This window comes from Shimazuella soli (assembly GCF_022511585.1).
In the GTDB taxonomy this organism is placed as follows: domain Bacteria; phylum Bacillota; class Bacilli; order Thermoactinomycetales; family Thermoactinomycetaceae; genus Shimazuella; species Shimazuella soli.
Genome location: NZ_JAKWBN010000002.1, coordinates 371,140 through 390,955 on the forward strand (window position 1 = coordinate 371,140; position 19,816 = coordinate 390,955).

Below are 19,816 nucleotides of genomic sequence, written 5' to 3' on the forward strand. Positions count from 1 at the left end.
ACCCACATTATATCGGAAAAGGTTTTAAAAATCTATTCAATATTGAAAATAAATACAAGCGAGTAGTCACTCTTTCCCTTTTCCTCACACAAAATGTTACAATGAATTTATCATGTAAGGCATTTGAGAGGAAGTGTAGAATCATTGGATAGAATGTATGATCGATCAAAAGAGCAATTTGAAAAAGTACTCCCCCTGATACCTGGTGGTGTGAATTCTCCTGTGCGGGCATTTCGTTCCGTGATGGAACATCCGGTCTTTGCGGAAAGCGGTTCAGGTTCGAAGTTAACTGATATTGATGGCAATACATACATAGATTATATTTGTTCTTGGGGGCCGTTGATCTTAGGTCATTCTCATCCTGATGTAGTGGCAGCATTGCAAGAAGCAGCGGTGAAAGGGACAAGCTTTGGCGTGCCAACTATGTTAGAGACCGAAATGGCAGAGTTGGTCAGAGAACGTGTGCCATCTGTAGAAGTGGTGCGGATGGTGAACTCTGGAACAGAAGCGACAATGAGCGCTTTGCGGTTAGCTCGGGCCTATACAGGAAGGAAAAAAATCCTCAAGTTTGAAGGGAGTTATCATGGGCATTCCGACAGCTTGCTGATCAAAGCAGGGTCAGGCGTAGCGACATTAGGACTGCCAGATAGTCCTGGAGTGTTAGAACATACTGCTCAACATACGTTGACAGTTGCCTATAACGATCTAGCGAGTGTGGAGCTTGTTTGTGAGCAAGTAGGAGAAGATATTGCGGCTATTATTGTGGAACCAGTCGCAGGAAATATGGGTGTTGTGCCGCCACAGCCTGGCTTTTTGGAAGGCCTTCGCAGTTTGACGGAGCAATATGGGATTGTCTTCATTTTTGATGAAGTGATGACTGGTTTTCGTGTAGACTATCACTCAGCACAAGGCAGATATGGAATTACACCGGATTTGACAACGATGGGCAAAGTAATCGGTGGGGGATTACCTGTCGGAGCATTTGGCGGAAAAAGAGAGATCATGCAGATGATTGCTCCTGCTGGAACCGTTTATCAAGCTGGAACTCTTTCTGGAAATCCCTTAGCCATGGCGGGTGGAATTGCAACCCTGCAACAATTATCGCCACAGTCCTATGAGCAATTAGAACATCTTGGTCAGAAGATGGAACAGGGGTTGAGACAAAATGCGGAAGAAGCTGGTGTTCCGCATCATATAAATCGAGTCGGTTCGATGGTCTGTCTCTTCTTTACCAATGAAAACGTAGTAAGTTTTGACCAAGCAAAAACAGCAGATACTAAGTTGTTTGCAAAATATTATTGTAATATGTTAGCAGAAGGAGTACTATTGCCGCCATCCCAATTTGAAGGAATGTTCCTCTCACTTGCTCACAGTGAAGAAGATATCAACCAAACATTGGAAGCAAATCGTAATGCATTAAAAAATCTATAGAAAAAATCCGATAAATTGGCTGTTTCTCTTTTAGAGACAGCCAATTTATGTTTTTGTTATGCTGAATTTGTATATTTTTATATTGATTTATTAAATCGATTATAGTTTAATGATAAATGTGTCTTAGATTTGAGATTACTTTACAGGGGGTTAATTGTAAGCGCATACTTTTTTGCGCATATATGAAAATTTTATCAACTTATACGTGTGACTGATTCGATCAGGCATGAGTAGAAAATATCATTGTGGTGAACGCTAAAGGGTATATGACTACCTTTGGATCTTAGCCAATTGATTTTACTCGTGATCTGGTTTTTTTGCATTTATTTCCTATTTGCATTTTTCCTTCAGAAAGGGTGTTATATTCGTGTTTAAAAAGCTTTTTGGTCAATTACAAAAAGTTGGGAGAGCACTGATGCTGCCTGTTGCTATTTTGCCAGCAGCTGGTATTTTGCTCGGTGTAGGTACTGCCTTACAAAATCCCACATTGATACAATTTATTCCTGCCTTGAATTCCACATGGATTCAGCTTGTTTCCAACGTATTGTCATCAGCTGGAGATATTATATTCAGCAATCTCTCACTTTTATTTGCTGTTGGGGTTGCCGTTGGACTCGCAGGTGATGGAGTAGCAGCTCTTGCAGCAATTGTAGGCTATCTCATCATGAATAAGACAATGAGTACCATTTTACTTGCTACTCATCAGTTGGACCCTGCGAAAATCGCCAATAACCCGGCGTTTGCAAATGTACTCGGAATTCCGACGTTGCAGACAGGTGTATTTGGAGGAATTATCGTGGGAGCCTTAGCAGCGATTATGTTTAATCGTTATTACAAAATTGAACTTCCTTCCTATCTAGGTTTCTTTGCTGGAAAGCGATTTGTTCCTATTGTAACTGGTTTCTTTGCAGTAATCTTAGGTGTTCTCTTAATCTTTATTTGGCCGCCGATCCAGCATGCTTTAAATGCATTTTCAACCAATATGGTGAATGCTAACTTAACTTTATCCGCGTTTGTGTTTGGGGTTATCGAACGTTCCTTGATTCCATTTGGGCTCCATCATATTTTTTACGCTCCATTTTGGTTTGAGTTTGGTACCTATGTCACCAAAGCAGGGCAAGTAGTACACGGGGATCAAAATATTTTCTTTGCTCAATTAAAAGACGGTGTAAAACTAACTGCTGGTACATTTATGGTTGGGAAATTCCCATTTATGATGTTTGGACTGCCAGCAGCCGCTCTTGCTATGTACCATGAAGCCAGACCAGAACATAAAAAATATGTTGCTGGGATTATGGGCTCAGCTGCTTTAACTTCTTTTTTAACCGGGATCACAGAACCAATTGAGTTCACTTTCTTATTTGTAGCGCCTGTCTTGTTCGCCATTCATGCAGTGTTTGCAGGTTTATCCTTTATGGTAATGCAATTGCTCAATGTGAAAATTGGGATGACATTTTCAGGTGGTGTGATTGACTATCTCTTATTTGGGGTACTTCAAAACCGGACTGCATGGTGGCTTGTTATCCCAGTAGGTCTTGTATTTGCGGTTATTTATTACTTTGGGTTCCGCTTTGCAATTCGTAAATTCGATCTCAAAACTCCTGGACGTGAAGATCCAAAAGAAGAAAACAATCCATCCACCGCCAAAGCCGTTACTGGAAAGAATGAATTGCCAGTTCAAGTACTTGCTGCGCTAGGCGGGAAAGAAAATATTACTCACTTAGATGCATGTATTACACGTCTGCGTGTATCGGTCCATGATGCAAAAGATGTGGATAAAGACAGACTCAAAAAGCTTGGTGCGGCTGGGGTGTTGGAAGTTGGTAACAATATTCAAGCAATCTTTGGTCCAAAATCGGATACACTAAAAGGGCAAATCCAAGAAGTAATGGAAGGTCGTGCTCCTGCTAATCCGATAAATTCGGAAGAAATCGCGGATACGATGACGACTGAACCTGTCGAAGGTAAACTTGATGAGTTTGTAGCTCCAATAGAAGGAAAGGTTGTGCCATTATCTGAAGTTCCGGACCAAGTATTTTCGCAGAAAATGATGGGCGACGGATTTGCAATCGTACCTTCAAATGGAAAGATAGTAGCTCCATGTGATGGGAAGATCGAAACACTATTTCCGACCAAACATGCAATTGGGATTACTTCTACGACAGGACATGAGATTTTGATTCATATAGGAATTGATACAGTGGAACTGAAGGGAGAAGGTTTTACTGCTTACGTCTCTCAGGGAGATCAAGTAAAAAAAGGCCAGCATCTGCTTGATGTCGACCTCGACTTGTTGAAACAGAAAGCTCCATCTACTATTACTCCGATCATTTTTACGAACCTAAAAGAAGGGGAAAAAGTAATCATCTTAAAACAAGGAACAGTAAAATTAGAAGAAAATCAAATCGTAAAGATAGATTAAGGTAGAATAGGGGAAGGAAGACCTGCTGCACGGGTTTTCCTCTTCCTATTTCTTTTGTTAGTATTCACTTTGTGGCAACACGAAAAAGACTGACTCTATTTGAGCAAAAATAGATACAAACAATCCCAAGCTGGATCAGCGAATTTGGATAAAATGCTCATTTAGAAAGCTTATTCTTTCTTATCAAAATGAGGTGTAAAACTTTATGTCAACTCAGCCAAAAGCAATTGTGGTGATCTTTGGTGCTACAGGTGACTTAGCGAAGCGCAAGTTGTTTCCTTCTCTTTACAAACTGTATAACGCTGATAAACTTTCTGAAGACTTTGCGGTAGTAGGAGTAGCGAGAGGCGAGATGTCCAATGAAGACTTTCGTCAAAGTGTAATACGTTCTACTGAAAAAACCGAAGGAAAGATAAAAGATATAAATGATTTTGCTTCCCATTTCTACTTCCATCCGGCAGATGTAACAGACAAAAAATCATTTGATACGCTGCAAACTTTAATACAAAAACTAGATGATCAATATCATGCAGAAGGTAATCGCATGTTCTACCTCGCCATGGCTCCAGAGTTTTTTGGTACGATCTGCGAGAACCTAAAATCGAGTGGTTTGTCGTCAACAGATGGTTGGAGTCGTGTAGTCATCGAGAAGCCATTTGGTCATGATTATGAATCAGCAAAAGACTTAAATGATCAAATTGGCCGTGTATTTAACGAAGATCAAGTGTATCGAATCGATCACTATCTAGGTAAAGAGATGGTGCAAAACATCACCGTCATTCGCTTTGCAAATGCTATTTTTGAAGAACTGTGGAACAACCAATATATTTCCAATATCCAAATTACTTCCAGTGAAACATTAGGGGTGGAAGATCGCGGCAGATACTATGAATCATCTGGAGCGCTTCTTGACATGGTGCAAAACCATATGCTGCAAATGGTGGCACTTTTAGCCATGGAGCCTCCTATCAATTTGACACGTGATGAGATTCAAAGCGAAAAAGTGAAGGTGCTGCGCGCATTGCGTCCATTTACGGAAGAGGAAGTAGAACAATACTTTGTTCGAGGACAATATGGAAAAGGTCACATCGAAGATCGTGATGTAATCGCTTATCGAGAAGAAAATAATGTTGACCCTAACTCTACAACCGAAACATTTGTTGCTGGAAAATTGATGATCGACAATTATCGTTGGGCAGGTGTTCCCATCTACATTCGTACCGGAAAACGTATGAAAGAAAAATCAACAAAAATTGTCGTGCAGTTTAAAGATTTACCAATGAATCTCTACCGTGATAAAAATCATCCTCATCCTAATTTACTGGTAATACATATTCAACCAGATGAAGGAATGACCCTGCATCTCAATGCTCGTCAGCGTGCTGGAGAAGAAGATTCTCTGCCCATTCAACTGCATTATTGCAGCAACTGCGATGATAAAATGAATACGCCTGAAGCGTATGAGAGACTTTTGTATGATTGTCTATTAGGCGATGCCACTCACTTTACCCACTGGGATGAAGTATCCATCTCATGGAAGTTTGTCGATACAATTTCCAAAGCGTGGAACAAAGAAAATGACGTTTCGTTTCCAAATTATGAAGCGGGTTCGATGGGACCGATGGAGTCCGATCAACTGCTGGCAAGAGATGGCTTCTTCTGGTGGTCGGTTGCAAGCAGACCATCTAATTCTTAAGGTAAGACAAACTGGAGTCATGAGTTAAAAGGCTATTTTTGCCCAACCCCTGAGAAAATACATGAAGGAGTACTTCCCTAAATTGAAACAATTCGGGAGGTGCTCCTTCATGTTGTTCAGATCGAAGTTGGGTCGAAAATCAGCCCGTCCAACCAACATTTGAATGGCTTATCTGACGGTTAATTATGAAGACAAAAAGAAGTAATGTGGAGAGTTTTCTTTCCGCCGTTTGAAAAGTATAACGTATATTGTCCTTTCCCTATTTTTTTACTAGATAAAACTAATGTCTTTGTTTGTTTTTTAGTACTGTAGTAATCGCCTTTTCCACCAGCGACAATTAGACCTTCTTTATTTTCTACTGAAGGGATGTATGCACCTTTAGCATCCCCATACAAGGTAATATCAAGTTTCGGAGCAAATGAGTTTGTAGCATTAAATTTAAAGTCTTTTGAGAATTTCCCTGATGCTATGTTTGTACTTCCTTTGACCAAGCATTTTGGCTGTGCGTGCGTTTCATGAGGAAAACTGATTCCTCCTAGTAGGAGTGTACCTGCTATAGCCATAATACCAATAGATTTGGATAAAGTTTTCATCTAGCATCTTTCCTTTCATTCTAGGGTAATTTTTATTATATCCACAGATATTTCCGAAATATTTCCAAAGTATTTCAGCTTATTGAACAAAATTAGTAGGAACCAGTGTATTTAGAATATTCGAAAATATGGCAATTTGGACCACAAGCATTTGGTTTTATAATTTGAACAGATGCATGGGAAGTATTTGGATTTAAATCATATACCATCCCGCTATAACAAGTTGTCTGTCCTGGTAAAATATCACCATTACCACCACTAGTTGAACAACCCATGATTTTTTGATCCTTCGTTCGATTAATCCATCCCTGAACGTTGTATCCTTTTGGGAGAGCTTTATTTAATTTTACAAAAGCCCAAGCAGTTTTACAGGAGCTACTAAACATTAGATATACAGTGCCTGATATACCATTGTAGGAGAATGTGGTGGATTTTGGTGACCAACCTGTATTGTTACACCCAGTTGCCACTGGACTTTTCCCATCATAGTAGTAGTTAGCAGCACTAACACTATGAATACTTACAAACAGACCAAGAACACTAACAATGGATACGAGCATACTAATTCTTAATTTATGCCACAACTAAAATCACACTCCTTATAAATCATCCGATTTTAATATATAGAAAATAGAATCAAAAGCCGAGGGAGAAATGTAACCATATACTAGAACCCCATCTGACGGAAAAGTTAACCTTTTTTCATCCTAAATAGCTTCTTTATTGAGAAGGTGTATAATTGATGCAAGTTTTCTCCCTGTGTTTGCCTTTCGTGTCATTGGGTATCCATTTTTCGTTTTTATCCGAGTAACCACAAGCCTGTACAATCTTTTTTGACTCTTTTTCTTGTAAAAAATAATAAGTTATACCTGGCTCGTTAACAAATTCGGCATTAAAAATAACTGCAAACTTACTGTTTTTAGATGGGTATTCAGACCCATAATAAAATTGATCAGATTCTTTATATCCTCTTTGTATCATCCAATATTTTACTTGACGGTCACTTGGGCAGTATGTTTCTCTATGTTTTCTCTCTGGTCTACCATCCAGCAACTTTCCATGGAATAATTCTTTTTTTCTGCTCGTGATCTGTGATCCATTTTGATCATAATAATCACAGTCTTGCACGATTTCACCTGAATCTCCATATGCGGAGTATTTATAACTAGCTTTTGGTTCATCTTTATAAGTCACAGAGGTGATATATTGATCTGTCTTCCAATTGTAGTCTGTTTTTAATGATGAAATTTCTGAATCCTTAACACCTTTTTGGTGGAGCATATTTTTTACCTCATTGGTTTGTTTTGTTATCAAATTTGTATCTCCCTTCGCACTAAAATGAAAAAGGATAAAAAACACACCAACAGAGACAACTATCAGTATTAACAATGTAGTTAAAATCCATTTGGTTATTTTCATTTGAATCTCTCCTAATTTTTGATTTGTGAGTTTCCCAAATTGCTCCCGGATGAACATTTCTTCCATGAACTAAACCAACAAAAAATGGTTCTCATCCAAATACGATAGTGGGTTCGTAATCTTATTTTTCTGTAAATAAACTCATTCTTTTCCACCCGCCAAACCTTCCCGCCTAAAGTTTAAAAACTTCGGTTCTCACTAACTTAAAGTGTTGCTTTAACAATACCAAGTGCTTCTATTCTTTCCCATTGATTAAGCTTAAGAAAAACTTACACTTTTGTAAGGAAACCTATAATGTTTCGCTGTGAGTTTGAGGAGTGGAAATCCTTAAGAAAATACAACAAAAAAGAGGTTATAGGGATCGTCCTACAACCTCTCTTGTATACAATTTTTATTTCTCCATCCATTCTGTATGGAAGGTTCCTTCTTCATCAATCCGTTGATACGTATGAGCTCCAAAGTAATCTCTTTGTGCTTGCAGAAGATTTGCAGGCAGCGTTTCTGTCCGATAGCTGTCATAATAAGCCAAAGCACTGTAAAAGGATGGAGTTGGGATGCCATTTTCAATTGCAACGGTGATGACATGTCGAAGGGCAGATTGGTATTCTTCAGCAATATTTTTAAAGTATGGATCTAATAACAAGTTGGTCAAATCCGGCTCACGCTCATATGCGTCACTGATTTTTTGCAGGAATTGTGCCCGGATTATACATCCTCCACGGAAGATCATCGCGATATTCCCATATGGCAAATCCCAGTTGTATTCTTTGGCAGCAGCACGGAGCTGACTGAAGCCTTGGGCATATGAACATATTTTGCTCAAGTATAATGCTTTACGAATCGCTTCAATCAAGCCTTCTTTGTCCCCGTTATATCGTTTGATTGCTGGACCTTGTAACACTTTACTCGCTTTTACTCGTTCTTCTTTCATGGAGGAGATGATGCGGGCAAAAACCGATTCGGTAATGATGGACAGTGGTACCCCAAGTTCCAATGCATCTTGACTTGTCCATTTTCCAGTTCCTTTTTGGCCGGCTGTATCTAAGATGACGTCGACTAGCGGTTTACCTGTTTTCTCATCTATTTTTGTAAAGATATCAGCAGTGATCTCGATGAGATAACTATCCAGCTCGCCTTTGTTCCACTCTGCAAAGACCTTATGTAATTCAGGTGCTTCAAGGCCTAATACATGTTTGAGAAGGAAGTAGGCCTCCGAGATCAATTGCATATCCCCATATTCAATCCCATTGTGAACCATCTTCACATAGTGACCAGCACCGTCAGGACCAATGTAAGTACAGCATGGATCACCATTTACTTTTGCGGAGATGGCAGTCAAGATCGGTTCTACTAATTCATAGGCTTCTTTTTGTCCGCCGGGCATGATTGAAGGGCCGTGCAGTGCTCCTTCTTCTCCGCCTGATACTCCTGTTCCAATAAAATGAATTCCATCTGCCTCTAATTCTTTATTCCGGCGGATGGTGTCATGGAAATAAGTGTTTCCACCATCAATCAAGACGTCGCCTTTATCTAATAGGGGTTTTACTTGTTCGATCGTAGCATCTGTAGGGGCACCAGCTTTGATCATCATTAAGATTTTGCGGGGTTTTTCGAGGCTCTGCACAAATTCTTCTATACTATATGTACCAACGATATTTTTACCTGCAGCATCTTTTTGGATAAAAGGATCGATCAAGTTTGTAAAGTTATCAAAAACTGCGACCGAATATCCGCGGCTTTCCATATTTAAGGCAAGGTTTCTGCCCATAACACCTAAACCGATAACACCCATCTGTTGTTGTTTCATCTGTATTAACTCCTTCTTGATCAAGTAAATCAAGTGCTCATTTCTTGAAAATAACATATTGCCATATGAAGTTTCAAGTGAGTATGCAGCGCAAAAAGACAAGTGGAATCTAAGCAGAGTGCACCACTTGCTTATGTTTTGAAGAAGATAGGAACTTTATACCAAGCATATTTGCCATATAAGTAATCTAGATAAATAGGTACGAAGAATATAGATATCTTCGTACTTATTATTTATCGAATTACAGGATCTTCTAAGTTTGCCTCGCTATATATGTGATTATTTTCAATAGGTGGGGAGTAGACATGGAAAGTGATCAAAGGTTGGTTGTTCGGATTGTACATGGAGTGAATTTGGTCTTGGGTTACTACAAAATAATTGTTTTGTTCATATCGCTCTTCTCTTATCTGCTCTAGATCCCCAGAGGTTTTGTCTATATGGTAGACTCGGTTATATAACACGCCATCAACTACTTTTACACTACAAAAAGATTCCCCATGGTCGTGTATTGGGGTTTCGACATATGGTGGGATTTGCAATACGATTACTTCAAAAAGCTTGGTTCGAAAGATAACATTTCTTCCATAGTGTAGAGGGGGAACGGGGGATGTGATATATGGTGAAACGTTTTGATATGTAATATTCCACCTGCGCATTTCTTCTTTTATTATCGAAGGGCTTGGATGAGTAATAAGTGATAACCATGTAGGTAATTGAGCGGTCAAATCCATACTAGTTCCTCCTCATATTTCAACCAAGAAATCCATATACGTCTAATGTATGTGGATGAGATGAAATCATGATTTGGCTTCCAAGTGATGAAAAGACAATTTTACATAGCTGTTAACATTTTGTCCGATCTAGTGATAACTCTTTTATCTCGTACATATATTTCAGCATAAGGGCTTGAAAGATAGAAGGAGGGAGAATAGGTGGAGCAACTTCGCTTTAATATTTCAGAAAAGATTCGTCTGCATCCACAGCAAGCAGGGATAAGTTCGCTTTTGGAATTGGATTTGTATCCAGATGTGGAGATCAAAGACGAAGGGCAGCATCTTAAAATTCATGGTTATCTTCGGCTAAATGGCACGTATGAAGGGGATATCGGTGAAGAAGTAGATGTTTCCGATTATGAACTTGATGAACGGGGAGGGGAAGAGATTGCCTATGTAATTCCTGTAGAGATTACGCTGCCCCGTGATCGTGCAGAACTAGCAAATGTCTGTGCAGAAGTAGAATCTTTTGATTACCAAATTTTATCACCATTTGAATTACAGATTGAAGCAGTTTTGATGATAGATGGGATATTACCAGAAGCCGAGGAAGAAGAACTGATCACAGAGGTCTCTGAAGATCAGCAAGAAGGCACAGAAGAGAAAACAGAGATCGAATCCCCTACTTTTGCGGCTCAGTCTGCCCTTGGAGTCGAGCAGGTGGAGGAAAAAGAAGAGAAATCAAAAGCACAGGAGCAACTAGAAGCAAAAGAACAGCAAAAAGCAAAAGAGAAACCAAAAGTAGAAGAACAATCCAAAGCCGAAGAAGCTGTACCTGAACGCACTATACATCGGGAGACGAGGAAGATAGCAAAAGAACAAGTAGACAAAGAACCATCTTCACAAGAAACGCTGCAACCTCAGCTTGTGATTGAAGAAGAACAACAAGAAGAGGAATTTCAGGAACCAAGTAATACAGAGGAAGAAGTTCGTGGCAGAGAATGGAGCAGGTGGTTGGTAGGAAATAGAGAAGAATCGTTTGCTTCCTTAAAAATGGTCATCGTTCAAAAAGACGAAACGATCGATACATTAGCTGCCAAATATGATGTTACGTGTAATGCGATCATAAGAACGAATCAGTTTGCAACTGATCGTTTAGAGGAAGGCCAAATCGTAAAAATTCCGGTGAAGCGGAGCTAGGGGAGGAGGACTTTCGATGTGGGAAGTGATTCATGCATTTGGATGGGACCCTTCTTCTGTGCAACATCGGGCTGGAGTATGGGAAATCGTAGATGGAGATCAAAAATTTGCGTTGAAAGAAAGCCATGCACCAAGAGAAAAGTTGTATGTATTGCACCGCATGTTAGAGCAAGTTCGCACAGCTGGATATCCTCATCTCCTTCCATGGGTCCCTACAGAGGATGGAGAAATAGTCGTTTCTGCTTATGGAAGCCAGTGGTATGCCACTCCTTGGCAAGAACCTGCCGACGAGTATGTATCAGCAACAGAGCTGGCGGCATCCTTAGGGCGTTTTCATCGTTTAGCAGAACCTATAGCAGCACAGTTTCCTAAGCTCCATCAAGTCATCGATCCTGATCTAAAAGAAACTTGGCAGCAGAGAAGTACGCAAATAGCAAATTGGCAAGAGACATTAGAAGAAGGAGAAGCAAAAATATCCGAGCAATCTGCTCAACTTTCCCAAAATGGATTTACGTTTGCTATCCAAGGGATTGATCGCTATCTCCAATCGGAAAAAGGAATTGCTCCAAGATACACGATTTGCCATGGCCGGATTCATCCTTCGAATGTACTCACAAGTGAAGAAGGATTATATTGGATCGATTTTGACCACGCAGAGTTAGATACACCTATAAAAGACCTTGCTACCTTAATACATCGCTACCCAGAAGAATCCCCCGCAGAAATACTAGCTGCTTATGAACAAGAAAATAAACTATTGCCCAAAGAAAAAAGACTTCTCTCTGTCTTTCTCTCCTATCCCGAACGATTGGTTCGTGCGGTAGAAAGACAAGAAGATTTAGTAGATGTTTCAAGAGAATACGCCCATATACAGGACTGTCAAAAGTTAATTAAAAAGCTGTGGCCCGTGAAGAAAAAGAAAACAAGGCAAAAGCGAAATCGATGAACAGACGAGGGAAACCTCGTTTTTTTATTTAGAGATGTTGACACACAAATAGATCTCTTTAAGGGAGATCACCTGTAAAAGCTTTACCGGCTCAAAGACTTAGAGATATACTAAAATAGCAGATGAAAGATTCACTCTTTTCACCTGCGTGGGTGAGAAAAAAAGAGTGACTACCAGATAAGAGGAGCGGCATGTCCCGCAAATTTCGAAAATGGAAACGCCCCGAGTGGTTGACCCTGCCAGTAATGATGGCGATGGCTGCGACAAATACCTATTTGTCGCAAAACCACTTCATCAATTCTCCCTTCTCCATGCTGATGCAGCAGCATGGGCTGGAGAAGGAGATTGCGAGCCTAAACACCGTCATTGCTGGTGTGGCTATCCTTTCAGCTTTGGTGACAATGATCACCCGGGGTTCTTGGGTGAAACTGGTCGTCATGATCGCCTGTTTGGGTAATGCGATCATGATGTTTTTTTACCCTTGGTCGTTGTCGCAGTCAGAGTCGACGATGCTCTACGTCATTCGCTGTATCCAGATTCTCCTGGACAATATGATCTATGGAGGCGTGTATGCCCTGCTGCGAATGGTGGCGAGTGAAGACCGCCAGGAACACAAAAAAACAATGGCCTTGGATGGAGCACTATTGGCGGTATCTACCTCCATTGCCAAATTCCTTGGCTTTTGGCTGATCGATAACCCGATGAGCTGGGCTGTCTTCGGTGCAGTACTCAATCTATTTATCATTCCTAGCGTCTGGCGGGTAAAACTCAGTGAGGTAAGAGAAAAAACAGAAGAGAAAACACCTAGTACCAAGCAGAGTGTACGATCAGGACGAAGGCAATGGTTTACCGTTGTGCAATCGGAGAGCAAACAATGGGGCCTGGCTTTTGGTAGGCAAATCCCTACTGTTGGAAATAGCCTCGTCTTTATCCTCATCGGTGGAGGTGGTTATCTCCCCCTGTTCATCCATGAGGCATGGCTGGCTGGTGCCGCACTCACCACATTTTCCCTCGCTAGTACAGGAGGGAATTGGTTGTCTGCGTACATCCCGAAAGCATGGGGCGAACGAGGTGTCATCGCAATTGCCAGCATCTTTTCCATCGGAAGCTTTCAGTGTCTCTATTGGACTGGTACCGATCATAGCTATTTCCTTTTCGTCACGGGCTTTTCTGGAATCACCTATGGGGTAGCCTCCAATTCTTATGGGTTCCTGATGAATCGCTCCACTGATCCTGATCGCAGGGGAATCCAAGTTGGATCACGTAATCTATTCTTCGCGGGAAGCAGTATGCTAAGTGCATTCCTGTTTGGATGTACTGGTATCCACCGCGATCTCTGGCTCTGGGGATCGGTGATCCTCGCTGGGAGCCTATTGACCCTTCCATTCATCAAATATCCCCCGTTTGCTAGCGCGGCGGGGAATGAGGGAGAGGCTGAGGACAAGGTCATCTCCTCCAACTGAGTCACAACACCCGCCCCCCTAGCGAAACACCTAGGGGGGATGATTTTGTGATCCTTTCTGTTGTCTTCTCTTTGTGCAGGGGCAGAACCAGCCTAAATAAATTTTCCCGATGAACGAAAGTTGACTTAATTCCTTTTTTGTAGTAAGGAACTTTACCATAAACAGATTCTATCAGTTGGTAAACTATTATGCTGTTGATAAAAGTAAAAAATGACTTAGGATAGGAAGATATAAAGAATGAATTTTGAAGAGAATGGCTTGAAAATAAAGAAAGAAGGGATAAATTATCCCTTCTTTCGTAGAAATTTGAGGTTTTTACATATCAGGTGGATCACTTTCAAAAAAGAGTCTGGTTGCTAGAGGTTGAAAAGTAATCATTGATCACCTCTCACTGTAACATTCGATCATTTTAAATATCTGGAGGATCAGCTTCAAATATACGTTCAGTTGTTAATGGTTGTAGTTTCGTTGTCATTTTTGGATCACCTCCATTCAATAATAAACTATTCTGATAAAAAATAGTCATGTATTTGAAGTGTTCCTTTGAATTTTTATGTTCATAAAACTTGGTCAACTCTAATGCGATATCGCGTTGCTGTGTACGAAAGGAGTGTTGCTCCGCTATTTGTAAAGCTTGTTCGTAGTGCTGGATAGCTTCTGATGTCATGTTTTGTTTCCGCTTACACTTTGCTAAACCGAGGTGAGATTCACAAAGATTTAGGACATCATTTTCCTCTTTACTTATTTTCAATGCTTTGCGTAGTGTTTCTTCTGCACGATCGATATCTCCTTCTTCAAAGTAAAGTAAGCCCAGTTGATAATGGTTAGTTGCAGAAAGAAATTTGCGCTGGATTTTCCCTTCTAAGCTTGAAGCGGTTTGGAAGCATTTCATGGCCATCTGATACTCACCAAGGTGATTGTAGGAAGTTCCTAAAGTTGTCCACAGTTCAAAACAGCGATCATACTTTTTTTCTCGCCTCGCGATATCGATTCCCTCACTTGCATAACGGATCGCTTTATCATACATTTGATGTTTGTTATAAAGCTTTGCTTGTAGATCATACATGTTAAGTTGGATTTCGGTATCTATCTCATTAAGATGTGGCCACATTTCATCTAAGATTTTCATCGCTTCATTGTCTCGATCTAATTTTTCAAGGTAAATCGCTTTACTAAGCAGTAAACTATAAATGAGAAATTTCCTTTCCCCACTTGAATCAAAAGCTTCTAAACCATTTTCCACGCATTGTACAGTATTATCAAGCTTATTGAGACGATAAGCAATCCTAGCAAGTTCATAATAACTAGCAGCCTTGATATTGGTAGCCTGAATCTCTGGGTAGTCGTCCACCATTTGAATAGCACGAAGAAAGTGGAGATGAGCCTTTTGCCAGTTTTGCCCTTTGTAATAATATTTTCCTTTTAAATATTCGGTGACAGCTGTATAGGGATGATCCGTAGGCAGTTGGAGTATTTTTACCGCTTGCATCGCTTTTTTGTAATCTCCACAATCCATCTCCGTTTCAATTGCCTTTAAATCTAGTTTTAGTAGAGTCAAAGCGTCTCTTTCTCTCTGTTTTTCCTCTCTTAAAAGAAGTGGCAGGTCTTGCTTATTTACTCCTATTTTCTCAAATAGACGATAGATTTTATCCATGCTTACATTTTTCCTGCCATGCTCAAAGTTACTCACGGTGGTTGCGGAGATGCCTTTTTCTTCTAAATCTCGTTGTTTCAACTTCTTTTCTTTCCGAATGGAGCGAAAGAGCTCCCTGAGTTTTGTGTGATCCAAATCTTCCACTTTTGAACCCCCTTTGTGGCTCTATCATAAAATATTTTTTTAAAAAGAAAAATAGGACAATTCTGTGTTTGATCGACCTATTTTGGAAAAATCATGCATTACTATGGTTTTATCAAACCACCTAGCCTCGAGCACGATTCGATAGGTGTTTTATCAAACCAGAAACAGAAGCAGATGAGTAAAATCCCACATATTTGTCAGAAAATTTAAATTTTGTTATGCTCTGTTTAGACGAGAAACAACGAGGAGCGACATCAGCTACTGATAAATATGAGGGGGATTAGGGATGAAAGAAAAGCATACAGCTCTGCCATCTTTAGTTACAAGTAAATCCAGTCTGTTACAACTGATCGTTGCTGGAAGTGTGAACAGGGTTAAGCGATTTTGGCGGTTTTTGAAGTCTGTTTCCGGATATCGCTTTTCGACGGATTACCGCCTGTTATTGGATCATTTGGATCAGCAGGAAGAAGAGCATGTTGTGATGCAGTTAGAGGAAACACCATATTTGCCAACAATATTAGACCGGAAAGAAAGTATCGTTCAGATTGAATCGATAGAAGGAAAGCGGATCACGTTTGCATTGCTCGATCCGTTGGTAGTGGAGATGAGTGGGGGTATGGTTTATATCCATGGGAAATCGTACGATATTTTTGCCAATCTGATCGACAAACAAAGAAATAGAGAAGTAGTAGATTGCAGGGTAATAGATTCACAGGAAGTATGTCCGGAATGGAACTAAAAGAAGCGATACAAGCAGGGAGGGAACTTGCGGAATATATTGTCTACTGTTGTGGAGAAGGAGAGGACTATGTTGCTCTTGTCGACCAGCTGCGGCAAGCAAATACACGGTCTGCGCTGATAAAAGCGGTTTATCTGCTTTTATGCTATGGAGATGTATGTTTGAAGCAAAAAATGAAGGGGATGAGCCAAAAACGATTGGATGATCTCTTTCAGTTTTTCCGAACAGGAGATATCGCGAGCTTAAGCCATTTTCGCTCTGCACTCATCGCCAATATATCCACTTTTGAATTAGAGAAGATACATTACCAAGAGAAATATTTAATGGAATTGCTTCGTGTCTAATAAATCCTGATAAATAGCAGATACAGGTTGTCTGAGTGACCTCAAACAACCTGTACGTCCCCACATCTCAATCGATGGGTGAAATGGATGCGGGAGTTTTTTCTTGATTTGTCTTTACAGAAGTGAGAATGATCCCGATCAGAATACATCCCACTCCCATCCATTGGATAAGAGAAACGTTTTCTTTCAGGATGGTGGAGGACAAGAGGATGACCATGGGAAGTTCGATGGATACCAAAACACCAGCCAAACCAGGACTGATTTGGGGCATGCCTTTGTTGTAGGCAAATGTGGTAGCTACGATGCCAATCATTCCGAGCAATCCGATCCAAAACCACAAACCTTGTCCCATTGATGCAGTGAACAAGACAGTTGGCGGATAGACAAGGAAGATAAAAAGCATCTGCCCTGTCACCATAAAGGAACTGCGCAATAGGGAGGGGACTTCTGTAGTTACTGATCCACTTACCACCATGGAAGCAGTGTAGGACAATGCACTACAAAGTCCCAAGGCTACTCCAACCATATTCAATCCCTTTAGGTCGTGCATGCTGAACCCAGAGGCACAGATTGTACCTAGCACAATACTCATCAGCGAGATGGACAGTGCTTTGCTAGGCCAAGTTTTCTCTTGGATCATCTGGACGATTTGTGTCATCCAAATGGATTGGAAAAGCAGGATGACAGCGATAGAAGCAGGAATCTTGCTCAGACACAGGGTGTAAAAGATTTCAGTGAGTCCAAATACTGCACCTGTCAGCGTGAGCAAGAAGATGCTCTTCCTTGGAACGCACCGAAGTTTCTTCCACATGGGCAATGCAAACAGCCACAAAACCAAGCATCCAAAAGTTACTTGTCCACTGGAGATTTCAGCAGGAGAAAAGCCCCGTTGAAAGGCGAGTTTTGTGATGGTAGAGATTGAACCATAACACATCGCTCCCAGTAGTACGTATCCACTTGCAAGCCAACGATTCACGTGACTTTCCTCTCTCGATGTTTTGAGAAATCGTTCTGAACTTTATCTTAGCACGGATATTTTGAAATTTGGGAAATGACAAACGATTTATTTCCAAGCTTTTTTCCTTATTCTTTTTTACCCTTTGTCCACATAAGTTGAAGTAAAGGATAGTGGAAAAGGATGAAGAGACGTGAAAGCGCTATTGGTTACGCACAAAAAACGCTTATTCATTATATTTTCGATTGCATTGTTCGTTTTGATCGCGTTGCTCGGTCGCCTTACTTTTGTGCAGTTGATTCAAGGACCTTATCTGACGGGAAAAGCGGAAAATCTCTGGGGCAGGGATATTCCCTTTGCTTCTAAGCGCGGGCGTATACTGGATCGCAATGGGGAATTGATCGCGTATAATATCAGTTCCCCTTCGGTGATGGTCGTGCCAGCACAGATTAAGGATAAAGAAGGAACTGCTTATAAGCTGGCAAAAATATTGGGTGTACCGGAAGAAAAGGTTTTGCCGTTTGTGAAGAAAAGACAGCTAATTGTTCGAATTAATCCCTATGGGAGAAAAATATCTGAAGCGAAAGCGGAAGAAATTCAGGGGTTACAATTACCGGGGGTAGTAGTAGCAGAAGATAGTAAACGTTATTACCCTTATCAAAGTTTAGCTTCCCATATCCTTGGATTTACCGGAATCGATAACCAAGGATTAGCGGGATTGGAATTGGAGTACAACAAACAATTACAAGGCACACCAGGATATATTTCGTTTAGTGCCAATGCACGTGGTGAAAAGTTACCTGGAGGGGTAGACCGTTTTACACCGCCAAAAGATGGGATGGATTTAAAGCTTACGATTGATCTAAATATCCAGCAAATCATCGAACGGGAATTGGATCAAGCAATGGCACAGTATCATCCAGAAAATGTAATCGCCATTGCGATGGACCCTAAAACGGGAGAAATACTCGGGATGAGCAGTCGACCCACGTATCGGCCAGACCAATATAGAACCACAGACCCGTTGATCTATAACCGCAATCTACCGATATGGAAAACGTATGAGCCGGGTTCGACGTTTAAAATTATTACCTTAGCAGCAGCTTTACAGGAACACAAAGTAAACTTAAAACAAGGGTTTTTTGACCCCGGATTTATTACTGTAGGCGGGGCACGACTTCGATGCTGGAAGTCCGGCGGACACGGTTCACAAACTTTTTTGGAGGTCGTAGAAAATTCCTGTAACCCCGGATTTGTCACCTTAGGTCAACGGCTTGGAAAACAAAAACTGTTGTCTTATATCAACCAATTTGGGTTTGGACAGAAGACAGGAATTGACCTTAATGGAGAAGCAAAAGGAATCTTGTTTAAACCTTCACGGATGGGACCCGTTGAACTTGCCACTACTGCATTTGGCCAAGGGGTAGCAGTGACTCCGATTCAACAGGTTGCAGCTGTGGCAGCAGCTATCAATGGTGGAAAATTGATGGTTCCGCATCTTGCTAAGCAATGGATAAATCCAGAAAATGATCAAGTAGTCAGCACGATCAGCCCTACAGTAAAAAGAGAAGTAATCACAGAAGAGACTTCGGCTGCTGTGCGTGCGGCGTTAGAAAGTGTAGTTGCCAAAGGATCAGGTCGTAAGGCATTTGTAGACGGTTATCGTGTTGGCGGGAAAACCGGAACAGCGCAGAAAGTTGGACCAAATGGAACCTATCTCCAAAACAATCACATCGTTTCGTTCATTGGATTTGCTCCTGCTGATGACCCAAAGATTGTGGTTTATTTAGCGGTTGACAATCCAAAAGGAATTCAGTTTGGTGGAGTTGTTGCGGCTCCTATTGTCGGTAATATTATCGGAGATACCATGCGGTATATGAAGGTACCAAAACGTAAAAATCAAATTGAACCAGAAGAAAATCCACTTTATGATACGATTGTCACCACCCCGAATTTTGTTGGTCAAGATATCGAAAAAATCAAAAATAGTTTGTATACCACACCGATTGAAACAGTTGGAAAAGGAAAAGTGGTCATCAGTCAAATCCCACGTCCGGGAGAGCGAGTAAAAAAGGGTACCTTGATTCGGATGTATTTAGGAGACAAATAAAATAGCGGCTTCCATCTAGGTTTTTACAATGAGGTGGAAGCCTATTGTTGTTTCACAATATAGTTATATTTCGATTCGTTGCTTGTTTCGTCACTCTCCCTCAAAGGATTTTTTGCGTGAATTATGTTAAAATGGGTGTCATGATTACCAGGACCCCCAAACCTGGTTTTTCTATTGTTA

At 40.8% G+C, this 19,816-nt stretch carries 16 protein-coding genes; 9 read left to right on the forward strand and 7 right to left on the reverse strand.

Annotated elements, in window-relative coordinates; all coding sequences use genetic code 11:
• Nucleotides 1-153 precede the first annotated feature (153 nt).
• From hemL to zwf, 3 genes are all read left to right on the forward strand, one after another.
• A complete protein-coding gene (gene hemL, locus MK805_RS06860; protein ID WP_240875151.1) occupies nucleotides 154-1,431 on the forward strand; it encodes a glutamate-1-semialdehyde 2,1-aminomutase in 1,278 nt (425 codons plus the stop codon).
• A 415-nt stretch (nucleotides 1,432-1,846) separates the two neighbouring features.
• Nucleotides 1,847-3,853, forward strand: coding sequence for a glucose-specific PTS transporter subunit IIBC (gene ptsG / locus MK805_RS06865; protein WP_420833058.1), 2,007 nt, complete (start codon nucleotides 1,847-1,849; stop codon nucleotides 3,851-3,853).
• Nucleotides 3,854-4,058: 205 nt separating this feature from the next.
• Nucleotides 4,059-5,549 carry a glucose-6-phosphate dehydrogenase gene (gene zwf, locus MK805_RS06870; protein ID WP_240874848.1) on the forward strand — a complete coding sequence of 497 codons (1,491 nt, stop codon included), beginning with the start codon at nucleotides 4,059-4,061 and terminating at the stop codon, nucleotides 5,547-5,549.
• Between the two features lie 179 nt (nucleotides 5,550-5,728).
• Here zwf and MK805_RS06875 read toward each other — a convergent pair whose 3' ends face one another.
• The 5 genes from MK805_RS06875 to MK805_RS06895 all read right to left on the reverse strand — a co-directional run bounded on the left by MK805_RS06875 (nucleotide 5,729) and on the right by MK805_RS06895 (nucleotide 10,099).
• Nucleotides 5,729-6,142 carry a hypothetical protein gene (locus tag MK805_RS06875; RefSeq protein ID WP_240874849.1) on the reverse strand — a complete coding sequence of 138 codons (414 nt, stop codon included), beginning with the start codon at nucleotides 6,140-6,142 and terminating at the stop codon, nucleotides 5,729-5,731.
• Between the two features lie 92 nt (nucleotides 6,143-6,234).
• On the reverse strand, nucleotides 6,235-6,726 hold the full coding sequence (locus tag MK805_RS06880) for a DUF2690 domain-containing protein (protein ID WP_240874850.1): 492 nt from the start codon (nucleotides 6,724-6,726) through the stop codon (nucleotides 6,235-6,237).
• A gap of 136 nt (nucleotides 6,727-6,862) precedes the next feature.
• Complete coding sequence (locus MK805_RS06885; RefSeq protein WP_240874851.1) at nucleotides 6,863-7,627, reverse strand: DUF3139 domain-containing protein; 765 nt, start codon at nucleotides 7,625-7,627, stop codon at nucleotides 6,863-6,865.
• Nucleotides 7,628-7,952: 325 nt separating this feature from the next.
• Nucleotides 7,953-9,368, reverse strand: a complete 1,416-nt coding sequence (gene gndA / locus MK805_RS06890; RefSeq protein WP_240874852.1) for an NADP-dependent phosphogluconate dehydrogenase — start codon at nucleotides 9,366-9,368, stop codon at nucleotides 7,953-7,955.
• Between the two features lie 233 nt (nucleotides 9,369-9,601).
• On the reverse strand, nucleotides 9,602-10,099 hold the full coding sequence (locus MK805_RS06895) for a cysteine dioxygenase (protein WP_240874853.1): 498 nt from the start codon (nucleotides 10,097-10,099) through the stop codon (nucleotides 9,602-9,604).
• A gap of 201 nt (nucleotides 10,100-10,300) precedes the next feature.
• Between MK805_RS06895 and MK805_RS18015 the strand changes: the two genes are divergently transcribed.
• The 3 genes from MK805_RS18015 (at nucleotide 10,301) to MK805_RS06910 (ending at nucleotide 13,690) form a co-directional block, all read left to right on the forward strand.
• Nucleotides 10,301-11,281 (forward strand): LysM peptidoglycan-binding domain-containing protein, encoded by a 981-nt coding sequence (locus MK805_RS18015; protein ID WP_240874854.1) that lies wholly within the window; start codon nucleotides 10,301-10,303, stop codon nucleotides 11,279-11,281.
• A gap of 16 nt (nucleotides 11,282-11,297) precedes the next feature.
• Entirely contained in the window at nucleotides 11,298-12,227 is a 930-nt protein-coding gene (locus MK805_RS06905) for a phosphotransferase (protein WP_240874855.1), read from the forward strand.
• Between the two features lie 191 nt (nucleotides 12,228-12,418).
• The gene (locus MK805_RS06910) at nucleotides 12,419-13,690 is read left to right on the forward strand and encodes an MFS transporter (protein WP_240874856.1); all 1,272 of its coding nucleotides are present in this window, start codon (nucleotides 12,419-12,421) and stop codon (nucleotides 13,688-13,690) included.
• 409 nt (nucleotides 13,691-14,099) lie between these two features.
• Here the strand turns inward: MK805_RS06910 and MK805_RS06915 are convergent, their stop codons facing one another.
• Complete coding sequence (locus MK805_RS06915; RefSeq protein WP_240874857.1) at nucleotides 14,100-15,488, reverse strand: tetratricopeptide repeat protein; 1,389 nt, start codon at nucleotides 15,486-15,488, stop codon at nucleotides 14,100-14,102.
• 286 nt (nucleotides 15,489-15,774) lie between these two features.
• Here MK805_RS06915 and MK805_RS06920 point away from each other — a divergent pair, with 286 nt between their 5' ends.
• On the forward strand, nucleotides 15,775-16,227 hold the full coding sequence (locus tag MK805_RS06920) for a hypothetical protein (RefSeq protein WP_240874858.1): 453 nt from the start codon (nucleotides 15,775-15,777) through the stop codon (nucleotides 16,225-16,227).
• Complete coding sequence (locus MK805_RS06925; protein WP_240874859.1) at nucleotides 16,218-16,571, forward strand: hypothetical protein; 354 nt, start codon at nucleotides 16,218-16,220, stop codon at nucleotides 16,569-16,571. Before MK805_RS06920 ends, MK805_RS06925 begins: the two co-directional genes overlap by 10 nt.
• Nucleotides 16,572-16,638: 67 nt before the next feature.
• On the opposite strand, the gene MK805_RS06930 is transcribed toward MK805_RS06925, so the two are convergent.
• A complete protein-coding gene (locus tag MK805_RS06930; protein ID WP_240874860.1) occupies nucleotides 16,639-17,547 on the reverse strand; it encodes an EamA family transporter in 909 nt (302 codons plus the stop codon).
• Nucleotides 17,548-17,719: 172 nt separating this feature from the next.
• Between MK805_RS06930 and MK805_RS06935 the strand changes: the two genes are divergently transcribed.
• Nucleotides 17,720-19,636, forward strand: coding sequence for a stage V sporulation protein D (locus tag MK805_RS06935; protein ID WP_240874861.1), 1,917 nt, complete (start codon nucleotides 17,720-17,722; stop codon nucleotides 19,634-19,636).
• Nucleotides 19,637-19,816: the final 180 nt, after the last annotated feature.

Bases quoted from the DNA above. Each gene is read 5' to 3' on its own strand.
- hemL (WP_240875151.1), top strand. From the start codon at position 154: ATGTATGATCGATCAAAAGAGCAATTTGAAAAAGTACTCCCCCTGATA.
- ptsG (WP_420833058.1), top strand. From the start codon at position 1,847: ATGCTGCCTGTTGCTATTTTGCCAGCAGCTGGTATTTTGCTCGGTGTA.
- zwf (WP_240874848.1), top strand. From the start codon at position 4,059: ATGTCAACTCAGCCAAAAGCAATTGTGGTGATCTTTGGTGCTACAGGT.
- MK805_RS06875 (WP_240874849.1), bottom strand. From the start codon at position 6,142: ATGAAAACTTTATCCAAATCTATTGGTATTATGGCTATAGCAGGTACA.
- MK805_RS06885 (WP_240874851.1), bottom strand. From the start codon at position 7,627: ATGGAAGAAATGTTCATCCGGGAGCAATTTGGGAAACTCACAAATCAA.
- gndA (WP_240874852.1), bottom strand. From the start codon at position 9,368: ATGAAACAACAACAGATGGGTGTTATCGGTTTAGGTGTTATGGGCAGA.
- MK805_RS06895 (WP_240874853.1), bottom strand. From the start codon at position 10,099: ATGGATTTGACCGCTCAATTACCTACATGGTTATCACTTATTACTCAT.
- MK805_RS06905 (WP_240874855.1), top strand. From the start codon at position 11,298: ATGTGGGAAGTGATTCATGCATTTGGATGGGACCCTTCTTCTGTGCAA.
- MK805_RS06910 (WP_240874856.1), top strand. From the start codon at position 12,419: ATGTCCCGCAAATTTCGAAAATGGAAACGCCCCGAGTGGTTGACCCTG.
- MK805_RS06920 (WP_240874858.1), top strand. From the start codon at position 15,775: ATGAAAGAAAAGCATACAGCTCTGCCATCTTTAGTTACAAGTAAATCC.
- MK805_RS06925 (WP_240874859.1), top strand. From the start codon at position 16,218: ATGGAACTAAAAGAAGCGATACAAGCAGGGAGGGAACTTGCGGAATAT.